The 11,327-nt window shown below is 42.4% G+C and carries 12 protein-coding genes; 4 read left to right on the forward strand and 8 right to left on the reverse strand.

Going from position 1 to position 11,327, the window contains the following annotated elements; translation table 11 throughout:
• The first annotated feature begins 305 nt into the window (after window positions 1-305).
• Both ACKI5G_RS00900 and ACKI5G_RS00905 read left to right on the forward strand, forming a co-directional pair.
• On the forward strand, window positions 306-917 hold the full coding sequence (locus ACKI5G_RS00900; RefSeq protein ID WP_407396754.1) for a hypothetical protein: 612 nt from the start codon (window positions 306-308) through the stop codon (window positions 915-917).
• Window positions 918-1,111: 194 nt separating this feature from the next.
• Window positions 1,112-1,642, forward strand: coding sequence for an ECF transporter S component (locus tag ACKI5G_RS00905; protein WP_407396756.1), 531 nt, complete (start codon window positions 1,112-1,114; stop codon window positions 1,640-1,642).
• Between the two features lie 76 nt (window positions 1,643-1,718).
• Here ACKI5G_RS00905 and ACKI5G_RS00910 read toward each other — a convergent pair whose 3' ends face one another.
• Window positions 1,719-2,657 carry a hypothetical protein gene (locus ACKI5G_RS00910; RefSeq protein ID WP_407396758.1) on the reverse strand — a complete coding sequence of 313 codons (939 nt, stop codon included), beginning with the start codon at window positions 2,655-2,657 and terminating at the stop codon, window positions 1,719-1,721.
• 272 nt (window positions 2,658-2,929) lie between these two features.
• Window positions 2,930-3,127, reverse strand: coding sequence for a hypothetical protein (locus ACKI5G_RS00915; RefSeq protein WP_407396760.1), 198 nt, complete (start codon window positions 3,125-3,127; stop codon window positions 2,930-2,932).
• A 241-nt stretch (window positions 3,128-3,368) separates the two neighbouring features.
• On the opposite strand from ACKI5G_RS00915, the gene ACKI5G_RS00920 reads away from it, so the two are divergent.
• Window positions 3,369-3,821 carry a low molecular weight protein-tyrosine-phosphatase gene (locus tag ACKI5G_RS00920; RefSeq protein ID WP_407396762.1) on the forward strand — a complete coding sequence of 151 codons (453 nt, stop codon included), beginning with the start codon at window positions 3,369-3,371 and terminating at the stop codon, window positions 3,819-3,821.
• 199 nt (window positions 3,822-4,020) lie between these two features.
• Window positions 4,021-4,605 carry a TetR/AcrR family transcriptional regulator gene (locus ACKI5G_RS00925; RefSeq protein ID WP_407396764.1) on the forward strand — a complete coding sequence of 195 codons (585 nt, stop codon included), beginning with the start codon at window positions 4,021-4,023 and terminating at the stop codon, window positions 4,603-4,605.
• A gap of 281 nt (window positions 4,606-4,886) precedes the next feature.
• Here ACKI5G_RS00925 and ilvB read toward each other — a convergent pair whose 3' ends face one another.
• The 6 genes from ilvB to ilvN form a co-directional block, all read right to left on the reverse strand.
• Window positions 4,887-6,560 (reverse strand): biosynthetic-type acetolactate synthase large subunit, encoded by a 1,674-nt coding sequence (gene ilvB, locus ACKI5G_RS00930; RefSeq protein WP_407396766.1) that lies wholly within the window; start codon window positions 6,558-6,560, stop codon window positions 4,887-4,889.
• 22 nt (window positions 6,561-6,582) lie between these two features.
• Entirely contained in the window at window positions 6,583-7,650 is a 1,068-nt protein-coding gene (gene leuB, locus ACKI5G_RS00935) for a 3-isopropylmalate dehydrogenase (RefSeq protein WP_407396768.1), read from the reverse strand.
• A gap of 1 nt (window position 7,651) precedes the next feature.
• Complete coding sequence (locus ACKI5G_RS00940) at window positions 7,652-8,152, reverse strand: 3-isopropylmalate dehydratase small subunit (protein ID WP_039211101.1); 501 nt, start codon at window positions 8,150-8,152, stop codon at window positions 7,652-7,654.
• Between the two features lies 1 nt (window position 8,153).
• Window positions 8,154-9,413 (reverse strand): 3-isopropylmalate dehydratase large subunit, encoded by a 1,260-nt coding sequence (leuC, locus tag ACKI5G_RS00945; RefSeq protein WP_407396770.1) that lies wholly within the window; start codon window positions 9,411-9,413, stop codon window positions 8,154-8,156.
• A gap of 122 nt (window positions 9,414-9,535) precedes the next feature.
• A complete protein-coding gene (gene ilvC / locus ACKI5G_RS00950) occupies window positions 9,536-10,552 on the reverse strand; it encodes a ketol-acid reductoisomerase (protein ID WP_407396772.1) in 1,017 nt (338 codons plus the stop codon).
• Window positions 10,533-11,063, reverse strand: coding sequence for an acetolactate synthase small subunit (gene ilvN / locus ACKI5G_RS00955; RefSeq protein ID WP_407396774.1), 531 nt, complete (start codon window positions 11,061-11,063; stop codon window positions 10,533-10,535). Before ilvN ends, ilvC begins: the two co-directional genes overlap by 20 nt.
• Between the last annotated feature and the right edge of the window lie 264 nt (window positions 11,064-11,327).

Here is an 11,327-nt window from a genome sequence, read left to right on the forward strand (position 1 = left end):
TAGAGGTAAGCAGTAACTAAATTATAACATATTTATATAAAAATATAAAAGATATTAAGAGATGCTTTGGATGTTTTTATATAATATAGGAGAAAATAACACATATATTAAGCTTTTTAGAAAAATAATATTTTTGATGTCATAGCAGAATAATTCGGATATTGGGGAATGTATAAATATCTAATTAATAAGGGGAAAAGCAGGATTTATTCAATGTGTTGTAGAAGTACAACACATGTGGGATTTGGTGCGTAGATTTGTTTTCGTATCAAAAAATAGTTTGCTACAAAGAGGGAGGAAACAAGATGAGAAAACTATTTGCCGTTTTAGTTGGAATGCTGGTTATGGCATTTGCGTCCATGTGCTTTGCTTCGGAAACCTATCAGATGGTTTATGAGGCGTACAATTTCTCTGAGAATTTGGGAGAAGATGAGGCTGTAAACGAAAATTTCAATACTCCTTATGGCAACCTGAAAATCCAGATGAGAAAGCTGTGGAATTCCAGCAGTGACAAGAAAATGCACGTAATTACCTGGTTGGATGATAAGAGAATATCCGATAATTATTATCCACAGGTAGAGAATGGATACTCCTTTAGGGTAATCAAGAATACCAGCAACAGTGAATTATACTTTGTAATTGAGTCCATGGAGCGTGCTTTTATGTACGGCTATTCCCCGGATAAGAAAACCATGATGACCTATATTGATAGCTTGAACTACGCTCATGAGACAGGCGCACGGCCTACTATCGTGGTTTTGAAGGATGGAAAGCTGGTATTGGCCTTTGAGCAGGTATACCGCCCATATCCTAGCTCCGCACGCTATCAGTTCTTCTGGGATAATTCCACAAAATGGTTTGGCTACAGAGATCTCGGAAAAGACTGGGCTCCAATTTATAAGGACAAGCAGAGCTAAGCTGCTTAGTAAAAACTGAAATATTTACTTTTTAAATATTAAAAAGCCTTCTATGATTGATAAATAACAATAATCATGGAAGGCTTTTATTTTTTTAGGGCAGTTTTTAATTGACAAATTTCTCATAAGGTATATAATAAGGTCTAAAATATATAGCCTATAGTTTTAGTAGGTAATGTAAGGAGGAAGCTTATATGAATATTTCGCCTATTAATCAACAAAGATGGACGGCAAGGGAAATTTGCCTTGTAGCAGTAATGTCAGCGGTGGTTTTTTTAGCTACCTTTGTACCTAAGATTCCTATTCCGCTGGGATATGCCCATTTAGGTGATGCAGCAATATTTCTTATAGTTTTGCTGGTTGGCCGCCGTCATGGGATTTGGGCAGGCTGCATTGGCTCTGCCTTTGCTGATTTGTTGGGTGGCTTCCCTTTATGGATCGGTCCTACTATTCTGATAAAATTTCTCATGGCTTTATCCTTCGCTATCTTTGTGGAAAAAGTGAGCGAGGAAAATGTGCTCAAATCTTCTTGGACCTTCATAGCACTGGTAATAGCTACCCTTATAATGACAGCAGGCTATACCATTTTCGGTGCAATTTTATACGATAGCCTGGAGGCTGGCTTATCATCTGCTCCGGGGCTCTTAATTGAATCGGCAGTAAATATTTTAGCCTTCTATATTGCCTTTGTGCTGTTAAAAGATAGGGTTTCCATAAATAGATAGTAGTGAAGGGGCTGCCGAAGCAGCCCCTTTTAAGATGTTTGTGTATAGTCGCTAACGTGAACTGTACAATATACTATTATTTTCTGTTGATATCATAGCAGAACACTTCGGAAATTTCCTTATCATAACCAGGATAGAAGCCCTTTACCATGCCCAGTACGATACGGGAACCACGATTGTAGTGAACCAGCATCTGCTTCTTGGCTTTGTTAAAGGTAATGCCCTCGATTTCACCCTGGAAGGTTACATCGTCAAGGGTTCTCTCCAGAACAACAGTAGCATTGGATGCACCTGGCTGAATATCTACGCGATAAACATGGTCAGGCTCAACCTCATCAGCTGTACCGTCATCTGCTGTAAGATAGAAAGAACCATTGTAGTATGCTATTCCCTGTACCCACTGTGGAGGACACTGGAGATGAACCTTACGGAGATATTTGCCGGTCTTTAAATCATATTCATAGAGATAGCGTCCAGATTCTTCACCTACCCAGGAGCACATCCACACGGTCTGGGTATCTGGATTTACAGCTATACCGGAGCATTCTTCCTGTCCGGATGCAGGCTCAAAGGAGAAGGTCCTCTTTAATTTCAAGGTATCAGCATCGTGAATTGCAATCTGAATGTCCTTGCCAACACCATCCATGAAGTTCTCAGCACCTACATAGATTTCGTTGTTGTAAACATCAATATCGCCAATATGGTTGGATGGAATGCTATAGCCCTCAAAAGGATTCTTGTTTATCTCGATCAGATTCCAATTCTTGTCATATTTTGCAAGAGTCTTGGAACCGGAAACCCAGAAATAATCACCCTCAGAAGCTACACCCTGGCGTCCCTCAACCTGATGTGCAGCTTCCAATTTGTAGGTTGCTTTAGGAAGCATTTCCTTTGCATTAGCCTCAGGTCTGCCCTCTAATGGTGATAAGCCGGACATACCAGTGGCGGCCATGGCAGTAGCTGACACGCTGAGGGCCAAACCTAAAATTGCTGCTGTTAGAGCTTTCTTCTTCATAATTAATCCCCTCCAAACAAATAAAAAACTTTTGATGTTCTAATACGTTTCCCTCAAAATATTAAAACACCATCTCACAATGTAGAGTATTCAATAAATTTTATTATTTTCCTGCTAAAAGGTTAAAAAATAGGACAATTATTATAACGCAACCCATTAAATTTAAAATGCCCCGGCTTTTTGATAGCCAGGGCAATTATTTTAATCTCCTGCCTGCTTCATGGAGAGAGGAAACAGTCAGGGGAAGGAGATGGGTAGTAGAAAATTCTGGTTTATGCAGCTTTATGTGGATCCTGCTGAGGAGTCTGCTGTGGGGCATCCTTCTTAGGCTGGGAGATATCCCGGATTATATCAATGATATCTCTAATAAACTGGAAAGGCTTACGACGTGGCCCGTGAATGCGGATTCTTGGACGGCCGCCAGCAACCTGAGCTAAATCCATTTCTTTGAGTTCGATTTTCTTGTTCATAAGATTACCCCCTTATATATGGGCTATGCCCTTATTGTTTTTTTGCTTTCTGTCCTTACATACGAACCATGAAGAAAAGTATTACAAAAAATCTCTGCCCATGTTTGGAGGATACAGGCAGGAGATAAGGAGAAGAAGTATGCCAATATAATGCCCAAAATGGCTTTTTGTGATAGAATTATGAGGTAGTTAAATTTTAACGAAGCTAGTAAAATCAATGTTTTAAAGGGGTTTTGAGTCAATGGTTAATATACTTTTCGTGTGCCACGGCAATATTTGTCGTTCAACAATGGCTGAATTTGTTATGAAAGATATTGTGAAAAAGGCAGGGCTGGAGGATAACTTTTATATTCAGTCCAGAGCCACCCATAGAGATGAAATAGGTTCAGATACTTACTGGGGAACAAAGGATAAGCTCGACAAAGAGGGGATTCCTTATTCAAAACGCAAGGCTACACTTATGACTAAGGAAGATTATGATAAATACGACTATATTTTGGGCATGGATGATGAGAATATGCGATATATCGCTAAGATAATAGGCTCTGATCCTGAACATAAGGTATATATGCTAATGGATTTTGCCGGAGAACACAGAAGTATTGCGGATCCATGGTATACTGGTAATTTTGACGTTACCTTTAATGATGTGATGAGAGGTTGTCAGGGATTATTGCAGCATATTACAAAATAATTTGTCCCCATTAAAAAGACAAGCAGCTAAATAGTTTTCAATACATAGACATTTATATAATATTGTTATAGTTGCTCAATACTATATGATTTTTCTTGTATATCATCTATTAAAATGCTATAATCGTCTTGGAAAAAAGTATGAGTTTTTATAAGGGGAAGTGGTTATCATAAGAAGGACAAATACTAAAGAACGTATCTTGGAGGAATCTTTAAGATTATTCTCTAATTTTGGGTACAATGCTGTCGGGGTAGAGATGATTGCTGCTGCTGTAAAGGTGACTCCACCATCTTTATACAAGCATTTCAAGGGGAAACGTGAAATACTCGATACTATTATTGAGCAGGCTGAGGAGAACTACAATAAGCATAGTCTTCCTATCATCAACTTTACTGATGAACAATTAAAGAATCTGACTAAAGAGGAGTTCATCAAGTATAATATGGACCATGTAAAGAACATTATTCAGGATAATGTGATTAAATGTGTCCGTAAATTGCTGATTCTGGAGCAGTTCCGCAACGAGCAAATAAGACTAATGCATATTGAAAAAACCTATACCAGAACAGAAACTATAATCAGGAATCTGTTGGAAGGTTTATTTAAAAATAAGCATGATGGTAAGGGCAAGCCAAAAATTACGACTGATCACATGGTGAACATGTACTATTTGCCAATTGTTGCTATGATTAATCGTTGTTATTCTGATCCTGAATACGAGAAGAAGGCTCTTAAATTTATTGAAGATCATATCGGTATTGTTTGGGATACCTATTTCGCATAATCGAAGATTTATTTCAATATAAAAGGGATGCATACATTAGCGTATGGCATCCCTTTTTTCTGCATCTTTTTACATCCGATAATTTATACTTATCGGATGTAAAAATACTTATGACTTTTTAACAGTTGTATTTCTCGTTGCAATCTGTATTGTTGCAATTAAATCATAGCAATAGAAAAACCTTGGGGCTGACCGTCTATCGGTAGCACCTTTCTTGTTTGTATTGTATCAAAGTATAAAAGAAGTATCAATACGCATTTATACTTATAGACACTGTAGAACTATTTAAAATCTACAAATTCATTAATCTTTGCGCCGCCCTTGGTCATTGGTTCCACGAAGCTCCTATGGAGATTTACCACGATTACATGAGGCTTATCCGCTTCGCTGAGGCACTTGTTAAAGGCCACGGCAAAATCATCAGGTGTGGAAACGCTGTAGGCATCAATGCCAAAACTCTTGGCATAGGCGGCATAATCCATATTATAGTCAAATTCACAGGCAATATACCGTTTATCATAGAATACGGTTTGGAGCTGGCGAATCATTCCCAGGCTAGTGTTATTTACTATAATGGAAATAATTGGCAGATTAAGTCTGGCTATTGTGTAATACTCATTACCAGTCATCTTGATGCCACCATCTCCGGCTACGTGAATCACCCGCCGTTTACTGCCACTTGTGACATAAGCCACCTGGGCACCCATTGCAGCAGGCAGGCCATACCCCATAGTACCAAGCCCACCAGAGGTAAACCATGTCCGTGGTTCTTCCACCTGCAAATGAAGGGCACACCACATCTGATGCTGTCCCACATCTGTGGCAAAGGCAAATTCCTTCCCTGCAGTTGCTTTGGCAATATGATGCAAGGCCCAAGGCAAAGTAAGGCGATTTACATCATAATCATAAGCAAATTCTGAATTCAAGGAGCGAATTTCAGCCCACCAGCTATCAAGCTTCTTTGTCGGCTCCCGGCGCATAAGCATGGCTAATATAGCCTTCATATCGCCGGCCAAACCTATGGAGCTTGGAATATTTTTGTCTATTTCTGCCGGGTCAATATCCACATGGATAAACTTTGTATTGGCAGTATATTTGTCAACATTTCCCGTTAATCGGTCAGCGAAACGGCTTCCTAAGGATATAATAAGATCCGCCTTATATATAGCACTGTTAGCCTCTTTTTTCCCGTGCATTCCCGTAAATCCCAGCACATTTGGATGGGACATGGGAACACCGCCTATACCCATAAGGGTAAACACGATTGGCAAATTGTAATGCTCAGCAAAGGCAATTACCTCTTTGGTGGCACCAGCGGAAATCACACCACCTCCCGCTATTATAACAGGTCTTTCGGCATCACAGATAACCTGAGCTGCTTCCGCTACACAAATCTTAAAGTCCGCATCTGGTTCAGCGGGTTTCTTTTCTATAACCTCTACTTTAGGAAATGGTGCATCGTTTAGAAGAATATCCTTGGGAATATCCACCAACACAGGACCAGGCCTGCCACTTTTGGCAATTTTAAAGGCTTCTCTGAGGGTTTCAGCCAATACCTTAGGATTTTTCACCTTATAGTTATGCTTGGTAATTGGCATAGTAACGCCCATAATATCAGTTTCCTGGAAGGAATCAGTTCCTAAAAGGCTGGTATCCACCTGGCCTGTAATAGCCACGAGGGGAATTGAATCCATAAAAGCAGTGGCAATACCCGTTACCAGATTGGTGGCTCCAGGCCCGGAGGTGGCAATACACACCGCTACCTTACCGGTTGCCCGGGCATAGCCGTCAGCTGCATGGGCCACATTCTCTTCATGGGTCACCAATATCTGATTGATATTTTTCTCATCATATAGGGCATCATAAAGAGGAAGAATCATTCCTCCGGGATAACCAAACAGGGTATCTATCCCCTGCTCCTTTAATATTTCAACAACTATCTGAGCACCCTTCATGTGAGTATACCTCCATTAGAGATTAGAGACAGTCTATAACTGCCTGAGTCATTGTGGCTGTATCGGCCTTTTTAAAGCCTTCATGCCAAAGGTCTGCCGTACGCCATCCATCAGCCAAAGCCTTATCACAGGCTTCCTCCACTGCTCTTGCAGCTTTTTCTTCCTTTAATGAATATCTTAGAAGCATGGCAGCGGAAAGGATTGTGCCAACAGGGTTGGCGATGCCCTGTCCGGCAATGTCAGGAGCGGATCCATGAATTGGCTCGTAAAGGGATGTGAGTTCACCGATAGACGCAGACGGCATCATGCCAATGGAACCGCCTAAAACGGCTGCTTCGTCACTTAAAATATCCCCAAAGAGATTGCCTGTCAGGATAACATCAAACTGGGTTGGCCGCACGGCAAGCTGCATTGCAGTGTTATCCACATAGAGGTTATTAAGCTCCACATCAGGATACTCCTTTGAAACCTCCGCAACAGTACGTCTCCAAAGTCTGGAGGTAGCCAGTACATTGGCCTTGTCTACAGAAGTGACCTTTCCACGGCGCAGCTTGGCAGTTTCAAAGGCCAGCCTGGCAATACGTTGAACCTCTGGAACAGAGTAATTCTCCAAATCCCAGGCCCTTTCAGCACCATTGTAAAGCTCAGATTCGCATTTATCTCCGAAGTAAATTCCACCTACCAGCTCACGTACTATAACAATATCACAGCCCTTGATACGATCTGGTTTTAAAGGCGAATATTCCACCAGGGAATCTGCAACCTTTACGGGACGAAGATTAGCATAGAGTCCCAGTCCTTTTCTAAGACCGAGAATAGCCTTTTCCGGGCGCAAACCTGGGTCCACGTTATCCCATTTATCTCCTCCAACAGCACCAAACAGAACACCATCAGCGGCTTTGCAAGCCTCAAGGGTATCATCTGGAAGGGGAACACCAAATTTATCGTAGGCAGTTCCACCAGCATCCTTATATTCATATTCCAGCTTTAAATTAAATTTTTCTGCTGTCTTTTTTAAAACCTCAACGGCTGAATCAGTTATTTCCTTACCAATTCCATCACCGGGAATAACAACTATTTTTTTAGCCATATTATTTCTTCTCCTTAATATAGTTAATAAGGCCTCCAGCCTTGGCAATCTCCTGTACGAAGCCAGGAAGTGGCTGGGCATGGTAGGTTTCCCCTGTGGTAAGATTTTCGATTACACCCGTGGAAGGATCAACCTTTAATTTATCACCATGACTAATTTTCTTAACGTCATCACCAATTTCCAGCAATGGCAGGCCAATATTGATACCGTTTCTATAGAAAATACGGGCAAAATCAGCCGCAATTACAACAGGAACTCCAGCAGCCTTAATAGCCACCGGCGCATGCTCACGGGAGGAGCCGCAGCCAAAATTCTTACCACCCACCATTATATCTCCCTCTACAACATTAGTGGCAAAGGGAGCATCCTGATGCTCGTCGCTGTCCTCCATACAATGGGCCGCCAAATCCTTGGGATCAAAGGAGTTTAAATATCTTGCAGGAATAATAACATCGGTGTCGATATTATCACCGTAGCGCCAAACCTTGCCTTCATGTGCCATATTATTCAACCTCCTCTGGAACTGCAATCCGTCCAAGAATAGCACTGGCAGCAGCTACATAAGGACCGGCCAGATATACCTCGGAATCTACATGGCCCATACGGCCTCTAAAATTACGGTTTGTGGTGGATACCGCTTTTTCACCGGCGGTCATAATACCCATGTGGGCACCCAAGCAAGGACCACAGGTTGGGGTGCTTACTGCACAGCCCGCTTCAACAAAAATATCCACGAAGCCTGCATGAATAGCGTCCATATACACCTGCTGGGAGCCAGGAATAATGATGCAGCGTACATCTGGATGTACCTTATGTCCCTTAAAAATTTCTGCTGCCTGCTCCAAATCCTCGAAACGGCCATTGGTACAGGAGCCAATAACCACCTGATCTATCTTGATTTCTCCAATTTCAGACACAGGGTGGGTATTTTCCGGAAGATGCGGGAAAGCAACTACTGGTGTCAGCTCTGAAAGATTAATTGTAATAACCTTTTCATACTTGGCATCCGGGTCGGCTTCCACAGGAGTAAAGTCGTAATCCACTCTACCCTTTACATATTCTTCAGCAATCTTATCATAAGGGAAAATACCATTTTTGCCACCAGCCTCAATGGCCATATTGGCTATGGTCAAACGGTCTGTCATGGTCAGCTCTGCAACACCTTCACCGGCGAATTCCAGAGATTTGTATAAGGCTCCATCAACACCAATTTTACCGATAAGGGTTAAAATAACATCCTTGCCACAAATATTCTTTGGCTTCTTTCCAATGAGCTCAACCTTTATGGTTTTAGGAACCTTAAACCAGGCTTCACCAGTGGCCATAGCCACACCAAGGTCAGTTGAGCCAACACCTGTGGAAAAAGCATTTACAGCTCCATATGTACACGTATGGGAATCCGCTCCAATAATGCACATACCAGGAGCCACAATGCCCTTCTCCGGCAATATTACATGCTCAATGCCCACACGACCCACTTCAAAATAGTTCTTTATCTTATTTTCCTTGGCAAAATCACGAACAGTCTTAGCCAGACCAGCAGCCTTAATATCTTTATTTGGCGTAAAATGGTCTGGTACCAAAGCGATTTTTGTATTATCAAATACTGGACGGCCTATCTTGGAAAATTCCTTAATAGCCGGTGGTGCAGTAACATCATTGGCCAATACCATGTCCAGCTTACAGGTAATAAGCTGACCTGGTACAACAGATTCCAAGCCCGCATGCTGGGCCAGAATCTTTTCGGTCATATTCATACCCATTGTTTGTCCCTCCTAAATGCACAGCTCATTTTTCAAAAAACGGCTTACACCAGAATATGGCGTAAGCCGTTCTACATATAGACTATTCTATATTTGAGGAAGAAAACCTCTTTTATGCTGAATTAGTCTTTGGAAAGGTCAGCTCCATCCTTCAGCCAGGACATCATGCCACGGAGCTTGGCACCTACTTCCTCAATCTGATGCTCAGCATTGAGACGGCGCATAGCATAGAAGTTAGCCCAGCCAGCAGCACGATTGTCGGTGAGGAACTTATTGGCAAAGGTACCATCCTGAATTTCCTTCAATACCTGCTCCATGGCCTTACGGCTTGGCTCGCCAACAACCCGTGGACCAGATACATAATCACCATACTCAGCAGTATTGGAAATGGATTTACGCATCTTGGCCATACCGCCTTCATACATCAGGTCAACGATGAGCTTCATTTCGTGGAAGCACTCAAAATATGCAATCTCTGGCTGATAGCCGGCAGCCACCAGAGTCTCAAAGCCATTCTTAATAAGGGAGCAAACACCGCCACAGAGAACAGCCTGCTCACCAAAGAGGTCAGTTTCTGTTTCTTCTCTAAAGGTGGTCTGAATACAACCGGAACGGGTACCGCCAATTCCACGGGCATAAGCCAATGCAAGCTCAAATGCATGGCCGGTAGCATCCTGCTCTACTGCAAATACATCCGGAACACCGCCACCCTCAGTAAAGGTACGACGTACAAGATGGCCAGGTCCCTTAGGGGCAACCATAAATACATCCACATCCTTTGGTGGAATAATCTGCTGGAAATGAATATTGAAACCATGAGCGAAGGCGAGAGCTGCACCAGACTTCAGATTAGGAGCAATCTCATTTTTGTAAACCTCAGCCTGCTTCTCATCTGGAATCAGGATCATGACGATATCTGCAGCAGCGGTAGCCTCACCAACTGGCAGAACCTTCAGGCCCTTGCTTTCAGCAACTGCCTTGGAACGGGAACCCTCATAAAGACCAACAACTACATTCAAACCACTTTCCTTCAGATTCAATGCATGTGCATGACCCTGGGAACCATAACCAATAATGGCAACAGTCTTGTCCTTAATAACTTCCCAATTAACATCCTGATCATAAAAGATTTTTGCCATAATACTCTCTCTCCTCACAATATTCTAGTATAGTATGCTCCCCACGCTCCAGGCCGGTAAAGCCAGTCTGAATGACCTCCAAAACCTTGTAGGATGAAAGGACTCGGTTAAAGGCCTTCACCTTATCCTCACTCCCCGTGATTTCAAAAATCAATGTGGTGGGCTGCACATCAATGACACGAGCTCCGAAAAGCTCCGCCATTTTTAACACATCCAGTCGGTTGGTATCATCTGCCTGAACCTTGATAAGGGTCATAATCCTATATACGGAGGAGCCCTCATTTAGTCGTTTCACGACCTCCACGTCCGGCAACTTGCCCAACTGCTTCATAACCTGATCAACGATGCTTTCGTCACCGCTGACTACCACTGTAATACGGGAAAACTCACTTTTTTCTGTTTCCCCCACAGTGAGGCTTTCTATGTTAAACTCTCGCCTGGAAAACATACTGGCCACTCTCACCAGTACACCTGGCTGGTTTTTAACCAATACAGATAAAACATGTTTCATAAAATCCTCCAGATAAATTAAAAGCCCCCATTGCCATAAAGGCAACAGGGGCGAAGTATCGCGGTACCACCCTGCATTATACTCAATGCTCGAGAAAATGATTCTATTGAATCATCGAACCTTCATTAACGCTGAATTACGTCAACGCCTCCCTGCACCTCTGTACAGCTCGACGTTGAAGCTCATGGGTGATGTCCAAACATTGCTTAATATCGGCTTCCAGCAACCCGACTCTCTGTCAATAAGCTTCCGCTTTTCGTCCCA

The sequence above is a fragment of the Anaerovibrio sp. genome (genome assembly GCF_045637405.1).
Taxonomy (GTDB): Bacteria; Bacillota; Negativicutes; order Selenomonadales; family Selenomonadaceae; genus Anaerovibrio.